Source organism: Candidatus Avelusimicrobium sp., assembly GCF_051874775.1.
Classification (GTDB): domain Bacteria; phylum Elusimicrobiota; class Elusimicrobia; order Elusimicrobiales; family Elusimicrobiaceae; genus Avelusimicrobium.
Window position 1 is genome coordinate 54,186 of record NZ_JBJEGE010000002.1, and the last position, 24,779, is coordinate 78,964.

23 protein-coding genes and 1 tRNA gene are annotated in these 24,779 nt (G+C 48.4%); 7 read left to right on the forward strand and 17 right to left on the reverse strand.

The annotated features are described in order from the left end of the window. Positions 1 to 240: 240 nt before the first annotated feature. The 14 genes from ACI351_RS00265 to ACI351_RS00330 form a co-directional block, all read right to left on the reverse strand. A complete protein-coding gene (locus ACI351_RS00265) occupies positions 241 to 1,818 on the reverse strand; it encodes a GGDEF domain-containing protein (protein ID WP_439733260.1) in 1,578 nt (525 codons plus the stop codon). A 3-nt stretch (positions 1,819 to 1,821) separates the two neighbouring features. Beyond that, positions 1,822 to 3,027, reverse strand: a complete 1,206-nt coding sequence (locus tag ACI351_RS00270) for an extracellular solute-binding protein (protein WP_439733261.1) — start codon at positions 3,025 to 3,027, stop codon at positions 1,822 to 1,824. A 12-nt stretch (positions 3,028 to 3,039) separates the two neighbouring features. Beyond that, a complete protein-coding gene (gene tsaD, locus ACI351_RS00275) occupies positions 3,040 to 4,059 on the reverse strand; it encodes a tRNA (adenosine(37)-N6)-threonylcarbamoyltransferase complex transferase subunit TsaD (RefSeq protein WP_439733262.1) in 1,020 nt (339 codons plus the stop codon). Between the two features lie 2 nt (positions 4,060 to 4,061). Then, a complete protein-coding gene (locus ACI351_RS00280) occupies positions 4,062 to 5,411 on the reverse strand; it encodes a S41 family peptidase (RefSeq protein ID WP_439733263.1) in 1,350 nt (449 codons plus the stop codon). Positions 5,412 to 5,427: 16 nt separating this feature from the next. Further along, entirely contained in the window at positions 5,428 to 6,600 is a 1,173-nt protein-coding gene (locus ACI351_RS00285; protein WP_439733264.1) for a murein hydrolase activator EnvC family protein, read from the reverse strand. After that, positions 6,585 to 7,367 carry a hypothetical protein gene (locus ACI351_RS00290; RefSeq protein WP_439733265.1) on the reverse strand — a complete coding sequence of 261 codons (783 nt, stop codon included), beginning with the start codon at positions 7,365 to 7,367 and terminating at the stop codon, positions 6,585 to 6,587. The genes ACI351_RS00285 and ACI351_RS00290 overlap by 16 nt, the downstream gene beginning before the upstream one ends. Positions 7,368 to 7,370: 3 nt before the next feature. Next, positions 7,371 to 8,747 (reverse strand): alkaline phosphatase, encoded by a 1,377-nt coding sequence (locus tag ACI351_RS00295; RefSeq protein WP_439733266.1) that lies wholly within the window; start codon positions 8,745 to 8,747, stop codon positions 7,371 to 7,373. A gap of 24 nt (positions 8,748 to 8,771) precedes the next feature. Continuing rightward, a complete protein-coding gene (locus ACI351_RS00300; RefSeq protein ID WP_439733267.1) occupies positions 8,772 to 10,220 on the reverse strand; it encodes a glycogen synthase in 1,449 nt (482 codons plus the stop codon). A 1-nt stretch (position 10,221) separates the two neighbouring features. Beyond that, positions 10,222 to 11,289, reverse strand: coding sequence for an SMC-Scp complex subunit ScpB (gene scpB, locus ACI351_RS00305; protein ID WP_439733268.1), 1,068 nt, complete (start codon positions 11,287 to 11,289; stop codon positions 10,222 to 10,224). A gap of 20 nt (positions 11,290 to 11,309) precedes the next feature. Continuing rightward, positions 11,310 to 12,068, reverse strand: coding sequence for a segregation and condensation protein A (locus ACI351_RS00310; protein WP_439733269.1), 759 nt, complete (start codon positions 12,066 to 12,068; stop codon positions 11,310 to 11,312). Between the two features lie 18 nt (positions 12,069 to 12,086). Beyond that, complete coding sequence (gene trpS / locus ACI351_RS00315) at positions 12,087 to 13,142, reverse strand: tryptophan--tRNA ligase (protein WP_439733270.1); 1,056 nt, start codon at positions 13,140 to 13,142, stop codon at positions 12,087 to 12,089. Between the two features lie 11 nt (positions 13,143 to 13,153). Further along, entirely contained in the window at positions 13,154 to 13,792 is a 639-nt protein-coding gene (locus tag ACI351_RS00320; protein WP_439733271.1) for a site-2 protease family protein, read from the reverse strand. Positions 13,793 to 14,237: 445 nt separating this feature from the next. Continuing rightward, on the reverse strand, positions 14,238 to 15,350 hold the full coding sequence (locus ACI351_RS00325) for a hypothetical protein (protein ID WP_439733272.1): 1,113 nt from the start codon (positions 15,348 to 15,350) through the stop codon (positions 14,238 to 14,240). Then, the gene (locus ACI351_RS00330; RefSeq protein ID WP_439733273.1) at positions 15,347 to 15,988 is read right to left on the reverse strand and encodes a CpXC domain-containing protein; all 642 of its coding nucleotides are present in this window, start codon (positions 15,986 to 15,988) and stop codon (positions 15,347 to 15,349) included. The genes ACI351_RS00325 and ACI351_RS00330 overlap by 4 nt, the downstream gene beginning before the upstream one ends. Positions 15,989 to 16,082: 94 nt before the next feature. Between ACI351_RS00330 and ACI351_RS00335 the strand changes: the two genes are divergently transcribed. The 3 genes from ACI351_RS00335 (at position 16,083) to ruvC (ending at position 18,048) form a co-directional block, all read left to right on the forward strand. Beyond that, a tRNA-Arg gene (locus ACI351_RS00335) sits at positions 16,083 to 16,155 on the forward strand. A 494-nt stretch (positions 16,156 to 16,649) separates the two neighbouring features. Further along, a complete protein-coding gene (locus ACI351_RS00340; RefSeq protein WP_439733274.1) occupies positions 16,650 to 17,408 on the forward strand; it encodes a YebC/PmpR family DNA-binding transcriptional regulator in 759 nt (252 codons plus the stop codon). Between the two features lie 13 nt (positions 17,409 to 17,421). Continuing rightward, the gene (ruvC, locus tag ACI351_RS00345) at positions 17,422 to 18,048 is read left to right on the forward strand and encodes a crossover junction endodeoxyribonuclease RuvC (protein ID WP_439733275.1); all 627 of its coding nucleotides are present in this window, start codon (positions 17,422 to 17,424) and stop codon (positions 18,046 to 18,048) included. Positions 18,049 to 18,112: 64 nt separating this feature from the next. Here ruvC and ACI351_RS00350 read toward each other — a convergent pair whose 3' ends face one another. Beyond that, on the reverse strand, positions 18,113 to 18,535 hold the full coding sequence (locus ACI351_RS00350; protein ID WP_439733276.1) for a type IV pilin protein: 423 nt from the start codon (positions 18,533 to 18,535) through the stop codon (positions 18,113 to 18,115). A 114-nt stretch (positions 18,536 to 18,649) separates the two neighbouring features. On the opposite strand from ACI351_RS00350, the gene ruvA reads away from it, so the two are divergent. From ruvA to queA, 4 genes are read left to right on the forward strand one after another with little or no spacing between them, the layout of a single operon-like run. Further along, complete coding sequence (gene ruvA / locus ACI351_RS00355; RefSeq protein ID WP_439733277.1) at positions 18,650 to 19,261, forward strand: Holliday junction branch migration protein RuvA; 612 nt, start codon at positions 18,650 to 18,652, stop codon at positions 19,259 to 19,261. Then, positions 19,258 to 20,280, forward strand: a complete 1,023-nt coding sequence (gene ruvB / locus ACI351_RS00360) for a Holliday junction branch migration DNA helicase RuvB (RefSeq protein WP_439733278.1) — start codon at positions 19,258 to 19,260, stop codon at positions 20,278 to 20,280. The genes ruvA and ruvB overlap by 4 nt, the downstream gene beginning before the upstream one ends. 5 nt (positions 20,281 to 20,285) lie before the next feature. Then, a complete protein-coding gene (locus ACI351_RS00365; RefSeq protein ID WP_439733279.1) occupies positions 20,286 to 21,542 on the forward strand; it encodes a SpoIID/LytB domain-containing protein in 1,257 nt (418 codons plus the stop codon). A gap of 11 nt (positions 21,543 to 21,553) precedes the next feature. Further along, positions 21,554 to 22,591 (forward strand): tRNA preQ1(34) S-adenosylmethionine ribosyltransferase-isomerase QueA, encoded by a 1,038-nt coding sequence (queA, locus tag ACI351_RS00370; RefSeq protein WP_439733280.1) that lies wholly within the window; start codon positions 21,554 to 21,556, stop codon positions 22,589 to 22,591. 31 nt (positions 22,592 to 22,622) lie between these two features. Here the strand turns inward: queA and ACI351_RS00375 are convergent, their stop codons facing one another. Together ACI351_RS00375 and ACI351_RS00380 are read right to left on the reverse strand one after the other, a co-directional pair. Further along, the gene (locus ACI351_RS00375; protein ID WP_439733281.1) at positions 22,623 to 23,156 is read right to left on the reverse strand and encodes a type IV pilin protein; all 534 of its coding nucleotides are present in this window, start codon (positions 23,154 to 23,156) and stop codon (positions 22,623 to 22,625) included. Positions 23,157 to 23,383: 227 nt separating this feature from the next. Further along, positions 23,384 to 24,779: tetratricopeptide repeat protein (locus ACI351_RS00380; protein WP_439733282.1), on the reverse strand; the 1,396-nt coding region annotated here is incomplete at its 5' end.

Below are 24,779 nucleotides of genomic sequence, written 5' to 3' on the forward strand. Positions count from 1 at the left end.
TTACACGCCGATACAGTACCTTTAAATTTTTGCAACTTTTGCGCTACTTGTCAACTGTTTTTTGGATTTTCGATCGTCTGATTTATTTATGGAGTGATTTCTCAGAAGTCTTATATAAAAAGTGATCCCGTAAAGTTTCTATACGGGATCTATTACCTAGAGAACAATAGCTTTCAGATTAAAACCCTCTAGAATGACTACCGGCATAGACTTAAGAACGGTATTTTACTTATAACTCATTTATTTTTCCAATCGGGAAGAATCATCCGCCAAGGATTTTTCTAAAGGTTCCGCCGAATTTTCCGTCCCTGCTTCCACGGCAGCTTCCGCTTGTTCGGCTACTTCGCGATATACCGCAAACGAACCGCGCCCGTTCTGCTTAACCACATACAACGCTTTATCCGCTTTTTCTAACAACATCTCCGGCGTTTCGCCGTCCATTGGGAAAGAGGATATTCCTTGGCTAATACTTAAATGCACAGCTTTGCCATCGGTATATCGTTCGGGCAGCATAATGGAGTGGATACGGTCTTTTAAACGCTTGGCGATAATTTTGGCTTCTTCGCCGTTAGTACGCGGAAGCATAATAATCATTTCGTCCCCGCCAAAGCGGCAGGGCACGTCCGTCTGGCGCAAACCGGTGCGGATTACGCGGCTGACCTCTTTCAGCGCCCAGTCGCCGATTTGGTGGCCGTAGCCGTCGTTAATCTGTTTGAACCAGTCAATATCCATAATAATTAAGGAAAGCGTTAAATCAAACCGTTTGGAACGGTAAATCTCTTCGGCAAATTTTTCATTGAAATAACGGCGTACGGGCAGCTTAGTCAGCTCGTCGTAATTGGAAAGCTCCTGCACGCGTTCAAACAGGCGGGCATTATCAATCGTCAGTGCCATCTGCGTGGCAAACTGTTGGAGTGAAATAAAATCCAAATATCCGATTTTGCGGCGGGATAACAAATTGTCAAACGTCAAAAAACCTACTTTGTTCCGCTGCACTTTAAGCGGAATATATACCACGCTGCGCACAGAACGATAAGTGGCTGAAGAATCAAATACCTCTTTTAAAATGTGTGTTTCCCCCCCGCCCAAGTTTTTCCCGTCCTCTTGGGTTACCTTGCCGGAAACATCTACCCCCAGCACGGATTTGATTTCACTGCCGTCCGCGTCCGTCAGATACAGCCGCACGCGGTCAAAACGAAAATACTTTTGCACACCTTTTAAAATCAGTTCAAGACCGTCGTTAAGACGCAGAGAGGACGCAAAAATGGTGGATAAATCGTTAAGTGCCGTAGACACACGCAAACGCTGGTTTTTAGCCTGATCAATCTCCGTATTACGCAAATTATGGGAGATTTCAAGCCCCAAATCTTTAATCAAATCAATTTCCGCGTTAGTAAACACGCGGCTTTTGCGAAAGCGTTCTAAACGCAGCACACCCACTTTTTCCTGCATATAAGAATGAACTTCCCCCGATTTAAGCTCCAGACTGGGCCGCTGCCATTTTACCAATACATACAAAGCTGGATAACTTAAATCGGTCGTTTCGGCAATACCGGTTTGCAGCAGCTGGCGCAAAAAGACGGGTTCATTCAGAACAGAAATATCCTCCTGCATATCCATACAGTATTCTTTTTTGCACATCATTTTTAAAGACAGCAGCGCACGCTCCTGCTGCCAGTCGAAAAAGTATACGCGGTCCAACTTAAACAAATTGCGCAGCGCAGGCAACGCACATTCCAACAGCGACCGTTTGTTTTGGAAAGACTGATTCAATTGTTTATGGAATTTATAAAGCGTATAGGATTTTCGGTCAAGCATTGGTTATCCCTCGTAAATGGACAGCAGGTATTCAACTTCCTTCGCGGCCAGGTCCAGTTCGCGGTCCAAAGAAGCCTGCGTAAAACGGTTCTCCACAATCTGCGTAGCGCAGACGGCCAAAATGCGTTTGAGAATTTCCATAATCGTGCCCATTATCGTAATATTCGGCAGTGTGCGCGCGGAGGATAAAATTCCCGTATAGGTTTGAAGCCGCTGCGACGACGAAAAAATAAATTGTTCAAACGCACCTTCAAACGCCGGAAAAGCTTCCACCATTCCCGCATAACGCAGTTGGATATCGGGCCGCGCACAGAATTTAATAAATTTTAACGCATCTTTTTTGTGCTCACTGCGCACATTGACAAACAAATTCATACCGGATAAATACGCGTGGCTTGTCTCCCCCGTAGCGGGCACAGGCAGCGTGCGCACCCGCAGGCCGCGGCGTACGTTAAATGTATTGATGCCCTGCTTGCGGGAAATCATCATACTGGCTTTTCCGGACGCCAGCGTGCCCAGCGAACCGCGTTCGCGCAAAATAGGCATATAATTTTTAAGGGCCAGCGTTACGTAATCGTGAATACCTTCTTTAAAAATTTTCGTTCCCACTAAGGTTTGGCTCCGGTTGTCAGACAACAGCCCCCCGCCGCGGCTCCACACGCACGGAAGCGCGTTGCGCATAGACAGGGATCCGCGCCAGTCACTATTTTGCATTGGGTAATAACCGGCCACATCACTGAATGTTTCGCGCAGGGCTTCACATACGTTTAACAAGCCCTGCCAAGTGGCCAAGTCCTGCTCGGGATGTGCGGTGACAAGTTTTAAATGGTCGGCACGGTAGTGCAGCGCACTTAAATCAAACCACCAAGGATAAGAGTAGATATCTTTCGTACCGGGTTGGTAACAATGGGCTTTCAACGGCAGCAAACATTCGGACAGGGATAACCCCGGGTCCAATTCCGACAAATTGGCCGCCACCCCTTCGCGCACCAAAAGCGCAGTCCAATAATGCGGGATTTGAATAACATCCGGTATTTCTTCTTCGTGCGTCGGGTTTTTAATGGTAAACATCCGCCGCCAAAGCACGTTTCGCGTAAAAATGCGTATGGTCAAATCTACGGAAGGATATGCTTCTTTGAAAAGCGAAACAAGCGTATTATACTGCTCTCTGCTCTTGGCACCCGCATCGGGCATAGCCCACAAAATCATTTCAAGTCCTCACTATTCCCAGTTGCGCACTTTCATATTGGGATCGATATTAATATTCTTTTTAACCGGCTTGCCCGTTTTTTCGGCGTGTTCCAGTTTTTTATAGGCGGCCAAGGCAATCATAGCGGCATTATCCGACGACAGTTTCCTATCCACAAAGTGCGTCTCTACGCCCATCTCTTTGGCTTTCTCCGTCATCCGCTCGCGCAGAAGCGCATTGGCTGCCACACCGCCCCCAACTGCCACGTGTTTAACCTTATATTTCTTAGCGGCCAATAAGGTTTTGGTAACAAGCGTTTCCACCATTGCTTCTTCAAAACTGGCGCATACGTCGGGAATGCTGAAATCTTTATGGTCGCGCAAATAATAACTGACGGCCGTTTTAATACCGCTGAACGAAAATTCCCACGTCCCGGGCAACAACGGACGCGGAAACGCAATAGCCTCGCGCCGGCCGCTTAACGCCTGTTTGGACACTTGCGGTCCCCCCGGGTACGGCAGACCCAAGAGCTTGGCCACTTTATCAAAGGCTTCTCCAGCGGCGTCGTCGCGCGTGCGGCCCAAAATTTTATAGTTGCCGTAGCCTTTTACGTACCACAACTCCGTATGTCCTCCCGAAACGACTAAAGCCACCAGAGGGAACGACAAACGCGCCTTCGCTTCGGTTCCTTCAAACTCACAAGCGAAGATGTGCCCCTCCAAGTGGTTTACTCCTATTATAGGCGTTTTTTTAAAATTTGCAAGGGTTTCGGCCGCCACGCGCCCCACCATCAGTCCCCCCGGAAGGCCCGGGCCGCTGGCAAACGCCACATAATCAAGCGGGTGATCGCCCAACGCTTCGTTAATAACGGTGGCGATTTTGGCCGCGTGCGCGCGGCTGGCCAATTCGGGCACGACGCCGTGGTATTTTTTATGTTCTTCAATTTGGGAATAAATCACGTTGGAAACGATTTCCCTGCCGCCTTTTAAGAGCGCGGCGGACGTTTCGTCACACGTGGATTCAATTCCTAAAATCATCAAATCTTTTTTCATATTTATTCTTTTCCGGCGGCTTTCTTTTCTTTTTGCGCTTTACGTTCTTCGGCTTCTTTTTGGGCAATTTCTTTCGCTTGTTCCAACGTCATTTTTCCGGTTAAAATTTCCACGGCGCGGTCCAATACCGGATCTTTGGCCTTAAATTCCACGACGGGAGCCTTTTTGCCCGGGGTATAAATAACGTCGTTATATTGCATAAACACTTTGGCTTCTTCTTCCGGCGCGACCAGAATTTCCACATCCGGCAGAATACCGCCTTCGTCGGCTTTGGATTTATCGCGGTAGTCGCGCTGGATAAGCCGTCCGGAAGGCGTATAATATTTGGCAATCGTCAGCCGCAGCCCTGCCCCTCCGGAAAGCGGCAGCACCTGCTGAACACTCGCTTTGCCGAACGTCCGCTGCCCCGCCACAAACGCGCGGCCGTTATCCTGAAGCGCGCCGGAAACAATTTCGCTTGCGCTGGCGGAACCTTGGTTGACGAGAACCGCCATTGGCAGCTCCGCATATTCACCCTTCAGCGAGGTTTTAAATTCCTGATAGTATTCCGGTTTGCGGCCTTGGGTGTAAACAATCATTTGGTCCGGCCCCAAAAACAGTTTGGAAATATCCACCGCGCCCGTCAGAAGCCCGCCCGGGTTAAAACGCAAGTCCAGCACCAGCGCGGTCATTCCCTGCTTTTGCATATCGGCAAGCGCCTTTTTGACCTCTTCGCTGCTATGGCCGGAAAAATCCACCATATAAAGGTAGCCGACTTTGCCGTCCAACATGCGGTGGTAGACGACTTCGGGTACGATGGTTTCGCGTTTAAAGTGGAAATCGGGCAGTTTTTTATATTCGCCTGTTTTTTCGTCTTTACGGCTTATCGTAATTTTAACTTTGCTTCCCACGGGGCCGCGCATCAAATCAACCGCTTCGTCCAGTTTCATTCCGCTCAAATCTTTGTCGTCCACAAATAAAATACGGTCGTTAGGCATAACGCCCGCCTTAAACGCGGGAGTATTGGGCATAGGCGTAACGACGGTAACAAATCCGTCGATTTGCTGAAGACGGATCCCCAAACCGCCAAAATCGCCGCGGGTATCGTTTTTTAATTCTTTGTAATCCTTCGGATCCAAATACTGGGAAAAATCGTCCAACTCGTTTACGACGCCTTTAATCGCGCCGGAAATTAACTTGTCCGTATCGGTCTTTTCCACATAGTTTTCTTTTACGAACTCCAGTACATCCACAAACGTACGGAGCTGTTTCAAGCTGCTGTCGGCCGCCGCGTAAGCGTACGGAAACAGCGTCCCCATAAAAAATAATACGGCCGCCAAAACGGCGCAACGGTTGAGTTTTTTGGATTTCATATATTCCTCTCAAAATTTATTTCAGCCAAATTTGCGGATCGACTGCGGTGGCTCCCTGACGGATTTCAAAATATACTGCGTTTTTGCCGGTGCCGGAACGGGCCTGCGTGTCCTGCCCCGCCGTACCGATAATGCCCTGCACAGGCAGTTTGTCTCCCACGGAGACTTGAATTTCTTTCAAAAATCCGTAAATGGAAAAGAATCCTTTGTTATGGTCCACAATCACCACGTTGCCGTACGAACGGAACGGACCCGCGTAAATGACGCTGCCCTCCGCCACGGAACGGACCGGTTCGCCGGCCGAAGCGGAAATTTTAATTCCGTCGCGGAAAATCCACGTGTTAAGGTCCGCGCGGTATTCTTTTCCGAATTTGCTGATTACCTTACCGCTTACCGGCCACGGCAGGCTGCGGGCCGGCGCGTCAATCTTCGGTCCGGAAGATTTTCTGTCTCCCGACACCGTCTTGGACGAAGAAGCTTTTTTGTCCGCATCCGCTTTACGTTTGCGCTCGAAAGAAGCAAGCAGATTATTCAGTTCTTCGGCAGATTTATTAAGTTCGTTGATTTCTTTACGCACAGCGTCGGCTTTGCGTTTGGTAACATCCAAATCTTGTTTCTTTTTATTAAATGATTGTGAAAGCACTGCCTGTTCTTCTTTAATTTTAGAACTCTCCGCCAGCAACTTGCGGTTACGTTCTTCAAAGGAATGGATACGCTCTTTGGCTTCTTGGTTTTCTTTTTTCAGCTCTGCGGCAAACGCGGCTTTGTGCGTAATCATCCGCTCTATAAAAATATCCTGTTCCAAACTATATCCCCCTACGCAGAAAGTGCAGGGGGGCGTAAAATAATAGTTTTTCAGTTCTTCCGCCACTACGCCCTGCCACATCGGCATACTGCGTTCCAGCGCGGCGCGTTTTTCCTCGATAGACAACAAATTTTGCTCTACAAAGGAAATATCGGACTCTACTTTATTCTTCAACTGCTGCGTCCGTTCTTTACGGCTTTCCAGCGCGGAAATTTCTTTGGAAATTTTTTGTTCCTGCTCGCGGTATTTTTTCAGTTCGCTCTCCTTTTGCGCGGCTTCTTTTTTAAGACGTTCAATTTCTTGCTTACGATCGGCGGCTTCGTCGCAAAAAAGCGGCGAAGTGCAAAAAAATAAAGCCAGCATAACGCTTAAAATTTTTGCCATTTGGATAACGTCCACCCGAAAAGTCCGCAGAAAGCAAACACTAAAATTTGCCGCTCGGGCGTGGTAAACTGCCGCGCGACCTCATTTAAAAAGCCCGTCGGATACAACAGAAGCGCAAAAAACGCGCACGCACAAACGCCCGCCAGCACACCGGATACGGCTCCTCCAACGTGGTGGGAACGCGCGTCTGCGGACGGATAGGCTTCCACTAAAAACATAAAAGCCAAAAATAAAAGTCCCGCAAAGAGTAAAGCCAAGCGCAGCATTTTGGCGCATAAGCCGGTGTAAAAAACAAGGCGCGCGTGCACAGCGTTATAACGCGGGGAAAGAATCTCGTATTCCGACGCCAAATTATCCACAAACGGCCCGATATTATTGACGGCCTGCGGGCTGAGTTTCAGTTCGTAATAAGCGGGCATTTTATTCTTTCCCATCAGTAAAAGAAATTCCGTCAGCTGCGGGTTTTGGCGGCGTACCTCCGCCAACGCGTCCTCGGGCGAATAAAGCCGTACGGAAAAAACATCCGTTTTTTGGTTTAACGACTCGCCCGTCTGCTCCAGCGTTTCGTTGGAGGGACGCCCTTCCACCACCAAAATCACTTTAAAGGAATCAGACAGTTCCCGATAATAATTTCCCAGTTTGGCATCCACAAAAAGCAGACTCTGCCACAACACCGCCACTGCAAACACCAACAGAAACAGCCGTCTGTACAAACGCAAAATATGTTTAGGCTTAGCCGACGTATTTTCCGCTAACAAATCCGCCATAAATCAATCCTCATTCCAACCCAGTACGTCTTTTAAACGCGGCAGGATTTCCGTGTTATGGTAAACCCCCGTAAAACGGCCGGCTCCTTCTCCGTATGCCACCCCGATAAGCGGAGCTGCAGAATGGTTTTGTGTCGCCCAGCTCATCCCGCGCTGTTCGTTTAATTGCCGGAAAATACCGGAAACATCAGACAGGTTATAAAAATCAGAAATATCAACCTCATATCCCAAAGTCTGCGACAGACGCTCTTGGATATGTTCCTTTGTGCGTTTTTCCGACGGCAATGCCCGCAATTCCCGTTCCAGCGTGTACAAACTGCCTTTTTGTTTGTCCAACAGTTTATACGTATTGAAAGAAGCATAATCCGTACCTCCGCCATACACTGCTTCTCCGCGGGCGGTTTTGCGGGCGCGTTCGGCTCGGCCAATATAGCGGTAAACAAAGGTACCCAGCCCCGTGTCGTGGTCCGCATTTACGTAAACGAGCGTGTCGGGATGTTTATCGGCATACTCCACGGCAAACGCAATGAGCGCGTCAATCGTTTTCATTTCCGCCAACACAGCGCCCGCATCGTTGGCGTGGGCAGCCCAATCTATTTTACCCGCTTCCGCCATTAGGATAAACCCTTCTTTATTTTGTTCCAATACCTCTATGGCTTTTTGCGCCATTTCAACCAAGGCGGGCATTTGCGGGTATTTGTGAAGTTCTACTGCCAGCGGCATTGCTTCTTCGGAAAATAAACCTAGCACTTTGCCCGATTTTACTTTAGATAATTCTTTTTTATTTTTGACCACGTGGTACCCTTGCAATTTGGCGCGGCCCAACAACAGGGTATTTTCACCCGAATCAAAATACTTCAGTCCTCCGCCTAAAATCACATCCGTTCCGGAAGCAATTTGCTGGCGCGCGATTTCCATTTTTTGCCCGCGGCCGGAAACGTGGGCCGTAAATCCGGCGGGAGTGGCGTCGGTCACGTACGTATCCGAAATCACACCCACGGATTTGCCTTTTTCCTTGGCCAGTTCCATCAGCGTTTTAACGTCTTTGCCGTTAAAATCGCGGCCGATGACTTCGGGGCGGGTCAACACGCCCGTCGCCATTTGCGTAGCGGAAGCGGCCGAATCCGTTACCACCGTATCGTACGTATTGTTAAAATAGAGCCCCCACGAGCCTTTGTTCATCATTTTTTCGAGGTGGGAGACATTGTCCGGATATCCTTCAAGGCCCGCGTAACGTACCCCCTGCATAAAGAATCCCATCAGTTCCGGCCCCATACCGTCCCCGATAATCCAAATCACATTTTTCACTTCGGCAGCAGACAAGGATCCCGCCATAAACAGAAACACCAAAGCGACCGAAAGTTTTAAAAATTTTTTCATAATACCTCTTTTTAATCCCTGTGTTTAAATGACCGTTTTGCGGTACAAATCCAAATATGCCTGTGCTGATTTATCCCAAGACAAATCCTGCCGCATCGCGTTTTTAACAAGACGATTCCACACTTTTTTATCTCCAAACGCTTTTAACGCTTCTTCAAGCGTCTGGGCAATTCCCTTCTCGCTAAATTGGTTGATAAAAAATCCGGTGGCGGACTCTTCATTGGCACCGTCATAACCTTTAACAGTATCCACCAAGCCGCCCACGCGCGAGACGACGGGCAGCGCACCATACTTCATTGCAATCAGCTGCGAAAGTCCGCACGGCTCAAAACGCGACGGCATTAAGAACAAATCCGCGCCCGCATAAATCCGGTGTGCCAAATCTTCGTCCAAACGGCCGTTGTAACTTACTTTGCCCGCGTTATTACGCGCCAAACTTTGGTATGCTTTTTCCAACATAGGGTCGCCCATACCCAGAACAACAAACTGTACGCGGTCTTTAAATTGTTCCATTAAATTAAGAGCAATATCAAGACCTTTTTGATAGTCCAAACGCGATACGATACCCACCAGCGGCTTATCCGGATCCTGCTCCAGTTTGCACTGCTGCTGAAGAGCCAGTTTGGCGGCCAGTTTTCCGCGGACGGCTTCGGAAGCGTCATACCCCACCGGCAAAACGGGGTCAATTTCAGGATCCCATACTTCGGTGTCTATTCCATTGACAATCCCACAGAAATGATCCGCGCGGTAACGCAACAGTCCTTCCAACCCAAAACCCATTGCCGGATCACTCTGCACTTCACGCGCATAGTTAGGACTGACGGTATTAATGTTATCGGCAAATACGAGACCGCTTTTTAAGAAACTGATTCCGCCATAATACTCAAATTTATCGGGCGTATAATCTACCGGATGGAAACCCGCTTTGCGGAAAGAAGAATACGGATAATGCCCCTGATAGGCGATATTATGAATGGTATACAAACTGCGGGTACGGGTATAAAAAGCATCCAATTTGTAGACAGTTTTTAAATAAGCGGGAATAAGCCCCGTCTGCCAGTCGTGGCAGTGAATCAAATCGGGGCGGAAACCGATAAATTTACACCCTTCCAACACCGCACGGGAAAATAGAATAAAGCGTTCGTCGTTATCAGGATATTCGCCGGATTTGGTGCGGTAGAGGCCATCGCGGTCGAAATATTTGCGGTTACCCACAAAAAATACCAGCACATTGCCCCAATTAATATAGGAAAGAGAAACTTGTTCGATTTTATCTCCCACCGGAATTAAATATACGCCCGGCACAATCTTTAAAGACGAAACGCGCACAATGTTGCGGTAGTGCGGTAAAAACAACAGCACTTTATTATTTTTACGGGAAGCAAACTGCTGGCAAAGAGCACCAACGACATCAGCTAATCCTCCGGTTTTACAAAACGGAAACGCCTCGCTGGCGGCTAAAACGATATTCATATTAATTTTCCTCCTGATTGGATCGCGCCTCTGCGGCGGCTCCGGTTCCAGACTGCTGCACACTTTCATCACGCGCGGTTTGCCGTGCGGCCGGCTCTTCATCGGCGGACGCTTCTTGTTGCAAGGCAGAAGACGCTTCGTCCGGATCGGCAGCGGCCGGTGTGGAAGCATCCGCATTTTGCAGCGCGTCCGATTCTAACGGTTCGGGAAAGAAACTTCCGCGGTTATAACTGTTGCGCGTAAAAAACGGATCGGCGGCGGAAGAATCCAATGCTTCCAATTTTTCTTCCCCTTCCAGTTCTTCAAGCGGAATAATGGCGGGTTCGCCAATCGGCGGAAGAGGATCGCCAAACGGCAAATCTTCCTGTTTTTCGTGCAGGGTTTTGGCGGCAAACACCTGTAAATCCGGCAGCTCGGAAATTTTATTAAGCCCGAACATACGCAAAAATTCGTCCGTCGTACCGTACACCATCGGACGGCCGACCGTATCCTTTTTACCCACCACACGCACCAAGGCACGTTCTAACAGACGCTCCAACGGTCCCGCCACGTCTACACCGCGGATGGCTTCCATTTCTGCGCGGGTAATAGGCTGTTTATACGCCACAATCGCCAGCGTTTCGAGCGCGGCATTGGACAGTTTGGTGGTCATTTTTTCATTATATAAACGACGAACCCAGCGGCCGTACTCCGGTTTGGTGGACATCTGGAAACCTCCGCCGAGCTCCACAATCCGCACAGCGCGTCCCTGCGAAGCGTACTCTTCCTGAAGTTCGCGGATAATTTCACGCACGCGGCGGGCATCAGCCGTTTCCACTACATCGGCGATGCGGCTGGGTTTGACGGGGCGGTCGGTAATGAACAAAAGGGTTTCTATGATTTTTTTCAGATCTTCCGTTTCCACCAGCGCTCCCGACAGGGCCTCTCCGTCCGCGGCGGCAGGTCCGTTTCCACTCGCCGCATCCGTATGTGCCCGTCGTGTCTGCGGCACGTCTTTGGTTGAAGAAGAGACTTGCTCAACATTCACTTGCGCTTCGTCTGTAACGGGTTGGATTTGTTCTTCGCTCATATAAAATTCCTCCGGACGGTTTACGCAGCCGAACCGTGCATCAGGGTTTTAAAATCTTTATCTTTATTTTCCGGATTTAAATAAATGCGGATTTGCCCTTCTTTCTCATCTTGCCGCGCCAATAGTTTTTTAATTTTCATCAGCTCCAAAAGCGCCATAAAACACGTGATAATCCCGCGTTTTTTGGTTTCGCCCACAAAAATATCATCCAACAGTACCCACGTACGGGTTTTAAGCATATCCACCACTTTTTGCATTTTTATTTCAATGGGAAATTCTTCCACCTTTAACAGTTCAATGCGTTTACGTTCGTCCAGCCGCTCAAAAGCGCGTTTGACGGCAGCAAGCAAATCAAACATTTGAAGGTTAATGACTTTTTCCCCGTCGTCAAAAATAGGCGCAGTACGGTAGAAATTGTCTTTGTTCTCTTCCAATTTGCGGTCCAAAAATTTGCTGGCTTCTTTGTACTTCTGATATTCCACCAATTTGGCAATGAGTTCCTTAGCCGGATTGGGACCTTCGTCCTCCGTCGTGGGCGCTTGGGAAGGAAGCAGCGTTTTGGCTTTAATTTGCATCAGCGTGCTAGCCATTACCAAAAACTCACCGGCTACTTCCAAATTCAGTTCCTTCATTACGTTTAAATAGTCCAAATACTGTTTGGTAATTTCCGCAATGTTAATATCGCAAATGTCCAAATTATCCTTTTTAATGAGGTGCAACAGCAGATCCATCGGCCCTTCAAACACATTAATATGGACATTTATCGGCGCAGTATGCATATTGTTATTTAACCGCCTTTATTGGGTTATCCGCATAATTTTTTTAACGCTTGCCAAAGTTTTGGCAGCGGAAGCGCGGGCTTTTTCTTTCCCTTCTAAAACAATTTTATGGAGCAAATCCGTATCGTTTTCAAACGATTTGCGGCGTTCGGAAAACGCTTTAAGTTCGGGCTCCATTAACGCAAAAAGTTCTTTTTTGCACGCCACACATCCCAATGCACCGGCCTTGCATTCTTCGCACCGCTTGGCAGCATTGGGATTATAAATTTTATGAAACGCAAACACTACACAGCCTTCGGGATCGGCGGGGTCATTGGCTTTCTTCTTATTGGGATCGGTAAACATTGCCATTACTTTTTTGCGCACCGTTTCCAAATCTTCGCCCAATGAAATAGCGTTATTGTACGACTTAGACATTTTCCGTCCGTCAAGCCCGGGCACACGCGCAACGCTCGTAAAAAGCGGTTCCGGTTCCGTAAACGCGGGCGTACCGTAAATCTCGGCAAAACGACGGGCTAAGTCTCGTGCGATTTCCAAGTGGGCCGTTTGGTCTTTACCCACCGGAACATATGCAGCCTGATGAATGAGAATATCCGTCGCCATCAAAACGGGATAACCCAAAAAACCAAACGAAGAAATTTCTTCGTCTCCAGCGATGGAATTTAATTTTTCGCCCAACGATTTTTCATCCATTTGGCCGGCGTATTTTTGTTTCAACAGTTCTTGGATTTGTTCTTTGTACGTCGGGTTGCGCAGCAGCCAACCCAGCGGCGTAATCATACCAAGAAGCGTATTAAGTTCACTGATTTCGGGTACGTCAGACTGAATATAAATGGTACATTTTCGGGGATCTAACCCTGCGGTCAGCCAGTCAGTCAGCATCGCTTGGGAATTGGCCGCCAAATTTTGTGTTTGGTCATACGCGGTAGTTAACGAATGTAAATCCGCCACGAAAAAATAGCAGTTGTATTTATCCTGCAAACGCGTCCAGTTTTTAAGCGCTCCGTGGAAATTTCCCAAATGGAGTCTGCCCGTCGGGCGCATACCGGATAATACAATTTTTTCACTATTCATACCATACCTCTTTAAAGCATTAAAAATTTGGAAAATAATCCCATAATAAAAATAACCGCGGGCATTATAATATAGCGCACGCCGCCCGTTAAAATAAGCGCCAAAATGATATACATTCCGTAACGGCTGAAAAACAACTCATACTTAAACGCGGCACGTATGGGCAGCAGCGAAGCCGCAATGCGACCGCCGTCCAAAGGCGGAATGGGAATTAAATTAAAAACGGCCAGTAAGATATTTACCGTTATGCCGTATTGCAATAGATGAAAGAGCGTTTTTACGGTAGCCTCGGGAATACGGGAAGCAGTCAGCAACAAAAATTTTAAAGCAATGACGCATACCACCGCCAAAGTAAAATTGGCAAAAGGACCCGCCAACGCTACCTTCCCCATGTCGGCACGCGGAGAATCTAAACGCTGTACGCTAATAGGCACCGGCTTGGCCCAGCCAAACATAGGGAGTCCCGTCAAATAACAAAACGCTGGAACAATGATCGTACCTACGGGGTCTATATGCTTTACGGGATTGAGCGTCAACCGCCCCAGCATATAGGCGGTATCATCTCCGCAACGGTACGCGGCATAACCGTGCGCAAATTCGTGCAGTACGATGGAGAAAAATAAAACAGGTAACAAAACAATAATATCCATACCTTTGTATTCTACCAATTTATCCCTCTCCCTGCACGCCTGCGCGTACGGAAAAAGCTTCTTTTGATAAAACCCGCTTGATTAATTAGTTTTATTTAATTATAATAAATATAATCTTAATTATTTATAAAACAATAATTAAGATTAATAACTAAAGCAAAAAAATATAAAAAGGGGCCGCACATTCCCCTTTTTATTCACGAGCTGGAAACGGCCGGCTAACTTAGGGGCCGGCCGCTTTTTATAAAAATATTAGGGTATAATGACCGACGTCAACCCCGTAAACTAACAGCGCACCGAGTACGTCGAAATAAAAGCAAAAAGCAACACAAAATTCATCTCTGCCGGCGCCTCCCACGCAATAATATTTCACCACATACAAAAAACGCCCCACTCTAAAAATAGGGACGCCCTCATACAACTAATACAAAAAGGTAATAAACACTTATTGTTTCAAGAAAGTAACAGCTTCTTCGTGGTTAGTCACTTTTCCTTCCCATTGGGCTTTGCGTACGCGCTCGTGCGCCAAAGAAATTTTTCGGCCCACAAAACCCATTTCTTTCAGTTCACGACCGCGAATAAAACAAGGTTCCAGCGCGGTGGGAGACAAATTGGGGCACACGGCTTTGATGATTTCCGTCTGCAGCGGAGAAATGGACGACATCGGAGTCATCTGTTCTTGCACAATCCTCCACGCCCCGTGAATTTCCTGTCCGAACTCTTTGGGCAGCCGTAAACTGCGAAGGAAATCTTCTCCGCTCGTGCCCAGCATACACACCAAAATCCCCGTACGTTCCGCTACGTCTTTAGTACGCAACAGGGCATCGTGCCAATGAAGTCCGGGCCACGCAAATTTCAACAAATCATACTTTTCCATTAACTGAAAAATCTCGCGGATTTTTTCTTCCTTCAGTACTTTTAAAAATTCGTGGCTAAATCGTTCGCGCGACAACAACAGCGGATATTCTTCCCGCACAGCTTCCATCAACAATTTTTCGGTTTTTGGGGCTAGTTTCCAACCGAAACGTCCGGCGAAACGCACCGCGCGGTAAAGACGGGTGGGGTCATCCAAAAAGCTTTTGTTGTGAAGTACGCGGATAAGGCCGGCGTCAATATCCTTTTTGGAGCCGAAAGGATCGTATGATTTTCCGAAAGTAGCCGGATGAATGGAAAAACACCAAGCGTTGACGGTAAAATCGCGGCGGAATAAATCGTCCTTAATGTCTTGCGTCGGCTCAATTTCCGGAAGAGCCCCGGGATAAGGATATTTTTCTTTACGCGCACGGACCATATCAAACTTAAGGCCGTTAGCCATATTTACGCGAAACGTGCAAAAGCGGGAGAATTTTCGTTTTCCGCCGCCCCATTGTTTGATACAAAATCCAGCGACGGATTCTTGGTTTCCGTTAAACGAAAGGTCAATGTCCAGTGTGTCTTTACCCAAATAAAAATCGCGCACGGCACCCCCTGCCACCCAAGCTTTTAAGCCCAATTTATGCGCATACGCACCCACAGCATAGAGCTGCTCTTCATACTTTTTCGGAAGGAAAGATCTCATAATACTACCGGAGCATCAGCTCCGTCCTCACTCATCTTATCTTCAAAATGACGCAAAAGCGTGCTGGCTAAGCCCGACTTAAGCACCTTCGAGGCCGCCACGGCAAAACCGTGTGCGGTCCGGTCTTGCGCGGGCGCGGGAACATAGAAGGGAAAATGATGTTGCCTCGCGTAAGACGGTTTCAAACGCGCTACGCTAAACCCCAGTAAAGCGGCAGCTGCGGCGACGGCTTCTGATTCAAAACGGTTTGTTTCTTCTTCCTGCAAAATGTTTTTTAACGCTTCCAGTCCGAAAACGGATACAGGAGGATAATCCATATTCAACTGTTTTAAAAGCGTATTTTTAATAATGCCGTAATCTTCTTGCATACGCGCCAAGAGTTCGGATTCTTTTGCACGGTTCTTTTCCGAAAAGACAAAAACCAGCAGCTCTGCGGGTGCATCAAAGTAAATCAGCTCCCCGTCGTGGTGGAAAAAAGCTCCGCATTCCGGACAGCGTACTAAATTCAGTTCCCCGCCGAGTACGGCGGTTTTTAAATCGGGGTCTTGGTCCGCACTCACGAGCGACCAGTATTCCGCATCAAAAGGTTCACAACGGTGGGGACAGCAGACGGTCCCTTCATTTTTAATTGATTTCATAATATTATAGTTATATCAAAAATTTTTTTCTCCCGCCAACTCAAAAAAATTAATTAGAAAACGTCCGCAGCATTTTTTGCTAGAATAAATATACGCCCCGTTAGCTCAACTGGATAGAGTACCGGTCTTCGGAACCGGTGGTATGGGTTCAAATCCCATGCGGGGCAAACTTTGTTTGCGCCGCAAGCAGGCAAACTGCTTTGCCTGCGTTGGGATTTGAAGGCCGGAGCGTTGTTTTTGTTTGCGCCTACTAAGTGCGCAAGGCAAAAACCGCGAGGCCCGGTTCGAAGGCGCACTCCCGCGTGCGCAGGAAATTTCCGTCAGGAAATTTACCGAAGCAAAATCCCATGCGGGGCAAACTTTGTTTGCGCCGCAAGCAGGCAAACTGCTTTGCCTGCGTTGGGATTTGAAGGCCGGAGCGTTGTTTTTGTTTGCGCCTACTAAGTGCGCAAGGCAAAAACCGCGAGGCCCGGTTCGAAGGCGCACTCCCGCGTGCGCAGGAAATTTCCGTCAGGAAATTTACCGAAGCAAAATCCCATGCGGGGCAAATGTTTTCTTCCTAAAACGGATTGTGTTTCCGCAATCAACAAGCATTCTCTTCCGCTCAGCCAAAAATTTGCTAGAATAGAAGTATCTTATTTTGCAGTAAGGAGATATACCTATGGGTGGACATTCACACTGGGCCGGCATTAAACATAAAAAGGCCCTCGTAGACGCCAAAAAAGGCAAAGTTTTTACCAAGATTTTAAGAGAAGTAACCATCGCCGCCAAAATGAGCGGCGGCAACCCCGATCAGAATCCCCGTTTACGCAAAGCTATGGATGACGCCCGCGCCGCCAATATGCCTATTGATAACGTTAAACGTGCCATTATGAAAGGCACGGGCCAGCTCCCGGGTGTATCTTACGAAGAAATTACATACGAAGGCTACGGCCCGGGTTCCGTGGCGGTCATCGTAGAGTGTACTACGGACAATAAAAACCGCACTTTCTCGGAAATCCGCAAAATTTTTACCAGCCACGGCGGCTCTATTGGCACGGCGGGCTGTGTGTCTTATATGTTTAAAAGCAAAGGCTTAATCGTCGTCAAAACAGAAGATATCTCTGAAGATGAACTGATGGACCTCGCGTTGGAAGCAGGGGCCGAGGACGTACGCACTGCGGGTGACGTGTACGAAGTCATCACCGCGCCGGAAATGGCCGCGCTGGACGCTGTGAAAAAAGCCATTGAAGCCAAAGGCATTACACCGGAATCGGCCGATCTCTCTATGATTCCCGATACAGACGTAGCCGTTACCGATGAACATACCGCCGAAACATTAATGAAAATGCTCGACGCGCTGGACGATCACGACGACACTAAAAACGTGTACGACAATTCCAGCATCGACGAAGCCGTTGCCGCCAAATTAAACGCTTAATTTGAGAGGCCGCTTGACAGATAATACAACCACTGTTTTAGGTATAGACCCTGGTTTGGACAGAACGGGATGGGCCATTCTTACACGAAACGCCCGTTCCGTTTTGTCTTTACGCGCGTGCGGACTTATTCACACGGACGCGGATCAAGAACTGCCCGAACGCTTGGAATACATTTACAACGAACTCCAAAAAATTTTAGCCGCTTACGAACCTGATCAGATAGCGATGGAACAGAATTTTTTTCTAAAGCGTGCTATCACAATGGCCAATACCGTGCAAACACGCGGCGTAATTATTCTGGCCTGCCAACAAGCAAAAAAACCGATTATTTTTTATCCCCCTAAACGTGTTAAACTGATGATTTGCGGCACAGGCACCGCGGACAAAAAACAAGTCCAGCGAATGGTACAGCTGACACTGAATTTAAATAAAGCGCCGTCGCCGGATGATACCGCAGACGCGGTAGCCATCGGCATCTGTCACTTAAAAACAGCTCCGTTAAACAACAAGTTAAATGTAAAAGCGGCGTTTCTGGCTAAGCTCAAAGCTGCACAGGAAGCGCAAATAAAAAGCGCAAAAAATAAACGCTCCGCCGCGCAAATGCAAACCTCTCCAAACAAACAGCTAAAAGTGATGTAATTTTTTTCCACAAAAAAATCTCGGAACGTTTTTCCGTTCCGAGATTTTATAAAAAGCCGACCTGTTACTTAGTGGTGCCGCAAGCGGACCCTGCTTCAAACTGGGAAGAGAAATAAGCGGAACAATCCGCACCGGCGCAAGTACGGCTTACGACTTTTCCGCGCTGGCACTGGATCGTTACCACGGCTTGACCCGAGGTTGCGGCAATTTCGATATTCAAAGAAGAATTCGCCGTTCTGTTAAGCGTTAACGTGAAATTTTTCAAATCAGGTGCCTTAACTGTTAAGTCCGACGTAGACGTAGGATACTGACGGCGTTCAAAAAAATACAAATTGGCGGCATCCGCTACGGTTTTGGCTGCCAATACAGCTTCCGCGCCGCGCGCCCTTCTAACAGATTTCTCATATTGCGGCAACGCAATAGAGGATAAAATTCCGATAATGAGTACTACCACCAACAACTCAATAAGCGTAAAACCTTGTGTCATATCTTCCTCCTGTAAACTCTATATAACAGTTTAAAAAAACAAGCTTGAAAAATCAACCCCCTCCCTCAAAAAGCACGGGAGATTCCCCCCCGCCGAATATGGTAAAATGAAAATATGATAGCGTATTTAAAAGGCGAAATTTTAGAAGTGAAAGAGGACGGTGCCGTCATTCTCTGCGGTGGTGTGGGGTATGAAGTTAACCTCGCCCACGGCAGCGCGCTGGAACTTACAGCGGGGCAGGAGGCTGCTTTTTATGTAGCGGAATCCATTTCCCCCTACGACGGCACGGTGCTGTACGGATTCTTAACCAAAGAGGATAAAGAACTCTGGACTCTTTTTAAAACCGCCATTCCCAACACCGGCCCTAAAAAAGCAATGGAATTTTTAAATAAGGCTCTTCGCTCTGTTGCCGATTTTCACAACGCCATTTTAAAACGCGACCCGAAAATTTTGACGGGTATCTTCGGCTTTACGGATAAAACCGCCGAAAAATTAATCAACTCCCTAAAAGACAAAATGGATGCGCTGACCGTGCAAGGTGAAAGCAAAATTAAAGTATTGGATGAAGCCCCGTATTTAAGCGGCGTACTGGAAGCATTGGGAGCCTTGGGTTATTCTGCCGCCGAAGCGCGCCGCGCGATGGAAAAACTGCACGCCGATGGCATCAGCCCCGACGAGCCGTTGGAAACAATCATTCGGGAGGCCCTGCGGGTACTTAAAAAATGAGCAACCAAAACGAAATTTTAGATGTCACCCAACTGCCCGACGAATCTGCCGGATTCGAAGCTGCTCTGCGCCCCGCTTCGCTGTCAGAATTTGTAGGCCAGCAAAAATTAAAAAACAATTTGCATATTTTTATTGAAGCCGCCAAATCCCGCAAGGAGGCGCTGGATCACTGTCTTTTTTATGCGCCGCCAGGGCTGGGCAAAACGACGCTCGCCAACATTCTGGCGCACGAAATGGGCGTGAACATTAAAGTAACGTCCGGCCCGGTACTTGCCCGCCCGGGGGATTTGGCCGCTATGCTCACCACCGAACTTTCCGAAGGCGACATCTTATTTATCGACGAAATTCACCGCCTTAACCCCGCTGTAGAAGAAGCCTTATATCCCGCAATGGAAGATTTTACATTCTTTATTAATACGGGCAAAGGGGCCGGTTCCACCACATTAAAGTTGGCCGTGCCGCGCTTTACGCTCGTGGGGGCAACTACACGCTCCGGTCTATTGACAGGACCGCTGCGCGACCGCTTCGGCATTGTGTTTAACCTCGGCTTTTATGAAGTGCCCGAAATTACCGATATTTTGGAACGCTCCGCGCGCCTCTTAAACATTGACGCGGACCGCGAGGGCCTTACGGAACTGGCCAAGCGTTCCCGCGGCACGCCGCGCATCGCTAACCGCCTTTTACGCCGCGCGCGCGACTTTGCGCAAGTAAAAGGCACGGGCGTCATCACGCGGGAAATCGCGCAGACGGCTATGGACTCTTTGGATATTGACTCCGAAGGTCTAGACAGTATGGACAAGCGCATTTTGGAAGCGCTGATTGACCGTTTTTCCGGCGGACCGGTGGGCGTGGAAAATTTGGCGATTGCCGTGTCCGAATCTGTAGATACGCTGACGGACGTCATTGAGCCGTTCCTCATCAAAGCCGGATTTATCGCACGTACACCGCGCGGACGCGTAGCCGCGCGCAAAGCCTATGAACATTTAGGCCGCAAACAGCACGCCGACCTGCTTTTTTAACGCTTATGAAAACTTCTTTACGCGCTCCGTTGGTTTTTCTTTGCACCGCCGTTTTATGCGCATCGTGCGCCGCGCCGTCCCAAAAACGCGCGCGTCAAAATTTCTCCGCCGCCAAGGGAGAAAGCCCCGTAGTTTCCGCCCCCCAAACGCCCGAAGAAAAACTGCCCGATCCGCCGTCACAGGACCCTGCCGCCAAAACGATTCCGGCGGATAAAACCGTCCGCGTATTACTGGCCGAAAACAAGAAATCGGCCGAAATCAAACATTCGGGGCGCGTGTATATTTACACGCCGGATTTATCCAAAAAATACAAAGTTTCCGCGGCCGGAACCTTGGCCGTAAAAGCTTTAGGAGGCGGCAAAATCCAGTTGGGTACGCTGCAAAGCGCGCAGCCCATTATTTTGGAACCCGCCCAAAATACGCTTCTAACGTGGGATAAAAACGTCTATTCCGGCAAAATTTTTATCATTCCGGCGGCTAGTTCGTTTCACTTGGTGGAACATGCACCGTTGGAAACGTACCTCTATGGTGTACTGCCGTACGAAATGAGCTACACGTGGCCGCTTGAAGCTTTAAAAGCCCAAGCCGTGGCCGCACGGACGTATACGCTGAAAAGTTTAGAAAGCGTTAAGAATCAAAATTTTGATTTGTACAGCGACGTGCGCAGCCAGATGTACAAAGGCGGCGGGAAACAGTACGATTCGGTCAAAAAAGCCGTGGACGAAACGCGCGGGCAGGTGCTGACCTACAACGGAAAATTATTTTTTACCTACTACCACGCCAACTGCGGCGGCGGTACGGATGACGTACGCAGTTGGAATTTTAGCGCAGACCCCCTCAAACCGCTCTCGGGCGCCTCCTGCAAGTACGACAGCCACTCCAAAAGCCACTCGTGGCAGATGAACGTATCGCACGACAAAGTGCTCGCCTACGCCAAAACGGTAGGCCTTACAGGAACGCTTAAAAGCATTAAAATCGCCCGCAAAACGGAGACCGGACGCGCCACCAATTTAACCATCCGCACCTCCAAAGGCAGCAAAACCGTTGCGTGCGGAAAATTCCGCTTGGCCACTGGTATACGCAGCTGCAAAATAAATAAAATTTCCGTACGCAGTAAGGACGTGTATTTTGAAGGAAAAGGCTACGGCCACGGCGTAGGAATGTGCCAAGACGGGGCCAACGGAATGGCCCAAAGCGGCAAAGATTACCGCAAAATTTTGAAACATTATTATCCGGACGCGACACTCGCCGAAATCAAATAGAGGTTTATACAATGGCTTTTGAACGCTTTAAACAATTGGATTTAGACCCGCTTATTGCCAAGCAGCCCGCCACCCCGCGCGACAGTTCCCGCCAAATGGTACTGCACCGCGATACGCACACCATAGAACACCGCATTTTCCGCGATATTCACGAGTATTTTAACGCAGGCGACGCCTTGGTTATCAACAACACCAAAGTTTTCCCTGCCAAACTGTTTGCCCATAAACCCACCGGCGGAAAGGTGGAGGTTTTACTCGTACGCCCGACGACAAACGCCCATACGTGGGCCGTCCTCACGCGCGACTATAAAGATAGTATGACGCTTGATTTTGGGGACGGCTTAACCGCCAAAGCCGTGGGCAAAACCGAAAACAACGAAGCGCTCTTGGAATTCAACCAAGACGATATTTTACCGTTTTGCGACGCGCACGGCCTCATGCCGCTTCCGCAATATATCGAAAAAGCGCGCAAACACAACGGCATGACCGCCAGCATTGAAACGGACAAAGACCGTTATCAAACCGTTTACGCCAAGTATAAAGGGTCTATTGCCGCGCCGACGGCGGGGTTTCACTTTACGCCGGAACTGTTGCAAAAACTGACGGATAAAGGCGTTAAAATTTGCTATATTACGCTGCACGTCGGCTGGGGCACTTTTAAACCCTTACGCGGGGAACCCGAACAACACCGGATGCTGGCCGAACTGGGCGAAGTATCGCAAGAAACGGCGGACGCGCTTAATCAAGTACGCCGCTCCGGCGGACGCGTTTTTTCTTGCGGGACGACCAGTACGCGCACGCTGGAAAGTTTTACGGATGAAAAACACGTCACCCACGCAGGCAAAAAATGGACGGATTTGTTTATTTACCCGGGATACCAATTTAAAGCCATTGACTGCCTGATTACCAACTTTCACTTTCCGGACTCTACGCCCCTGTGTATGACGTCCGCATTTGCAGGAGAGGATTTTATTTACGAAGCCTACCTGCAGGCGGTGGAAAAAAAGTACCGTTTCTACTCGTTTGGCGACAGCATGATGATTTTATAAATCTGCCGGAACCAACTCCTAAATAACCGCGCTACAAGGCGTATATATGCATCTCTTTTCCTTCTCCGCAATTTATACGGAAAGTCTCTTGCGTATAGTCCGTGCTTAAACGGCCTCCCATACTGCGGCATACTTGTTCAGCCGTTTGGTCTTCAGCCATAGCCAAGCAATACGATGAACTGGCAAAAGATGAAGCGTAATTGGAAGTCTTCGCATATCCGATATGGTATTTTGGTGAGCAAGCCATCACATCCGGCCAAGAGCCCATAACATCTATAAATAATCCGTTCTGGCATAAACCCGCCGCAGCACCCCGCAGAGAGCAGCCTGCCGGAAAATCAATCGTCCATTCTATATCCCTATTTGCATTAGAAGGCCAAGAACCGTTTTCTAAATAATACAAATCCAAGGACTTAAGCATTCCATCTACCACGGGCATCATCGTTCCTAATCTGGATTTCACTACTGCTACTCTGTATTGCGGCAAAGCCACAGCGGCTAATATACCCATAATTAATACGACAACTAACAGCTCTATTAACGTAAATCCCCGTTTTTGACTCATCGGACATACCCCCCTTATAGAAGAAATAATAATTCCAATGTATCAAAAAAAAAAAACGGGTCAAGGCACGGAGCTTGCGCCCCTTTCTCACCGCCCTCATTAGACTAGTTAAAGCCACACTGTTTAAGACATGCCGCAAAGTTACGCACTACTTTTTGTATCGACAAAAAGCGAGCAAAAAACTCCCCGCTCAAAAGAACGGAGAGTTTTTATGTTTCTAAATACGCTTAACGCGGCGGAAGCTTTTTATAAAGTTTTGCCGCGTCCTTGTTCTTTAAACGGGCCGTTTCCAAATACCGGCGGGCCTCGTCAAACTTGCCTTGCTCAAACGCGACGGCGCCCTTGTGGTAGGCCACCTCCGCATCACGCGCGGCCAAGTCGTCCGATACCGATTGCAATAACTCCGCGGCTTCTTCCAACTTACCTTGCTTAAAATAAATCCACGCCTGCGTATCAATAAAAGAGGCATCCTCCGGATCCACCGCCAACGCGCGCGCCGCATATTCCTGTGCCAACTCAAGCCGCTCGCCGCGCACCGCCAAACTGTAGGCGTATAAATTCAGCGCGGCCGCGTTTTGGGGATTTTCTTCCAAAATAATCTGAAGTTCGCGTTCCATTTCACTGTATTTTTTCAGACTTTCCAAAGTAAACGCGTATTGCAGACGCGCCTCGGCGTAAGAGGGATTCGTTTGCAGCACCTTTTTAAGCACGCGGGAAGCCTTTTTATATTCTTTTTCCTCGTTTAACGCCAGCGCGTAAAAGAAGCCAACCTCTACATTGCCGCCAAATTGCTGGTACGCTTGTTTCAAGGTGTTTAAACTGTCTTTCTGTTGGTTTAATTTCTGTTGGTAAAAAGACACTTGCAGCTGCTTGGAGGCAGAATCTTGATAATCGGCAGCGTCTTTTAAATATCCAATCGCGCGGAGATACTCCCCTTTCTGCTCGGCCAACAGAGAAAGAAAATACGCGGCGGGAATGTCCGCATTATCATCGGCTTTGGCTTTCAAAAAATACTCTTCCGCTTTAGCAAAATCTTTTACCAGCACAAATACCGATCCCATCCTCGAATACATAGCGGCATTTCCAAAGCCCATTTTTTCAAGTTCTTCAAATTCGTGCAGCATTAAAAAGTATTGCGAAGATTTTTCATAAATGATGCCGCGGCCAAAACGGGGGGACGGATTATCGGGCGAAGCAGCCACCGCTTTATTAAAATACGCCAACGCACCAGCCCAATCTGCCCGCTGTAAAAACGCATTGCCCGCTTCCGTATACAACACTCCCGCCATTTCCGGCCGTACGGCAAGCCATTCTTCAAACGCTTTTGCGGCCCGGTGAGGATCAAGCGCAGACAAAAGTGTTACGTATTGGTAGGCAATCCGAAAATCATCGCTTTGTTTAACGGCTTGAAAATACGCTTGCTGCGCGCCGTCTACGTCACCTTTTTTCCACAAATATGAAGCGTACACACTCCAATCTTCGGCGTCATTTTCGCCGGCATCAATAAAATCCGCATACGGTTCAGCCAGTTCCGGTTTATCCGCCGCCAGCGCGGCGGACACAAACAGCCGTTTTAGGTATTTGGAATCCGGCGCGAGAGACAAGGTTTTCTCAAGGCGCGAA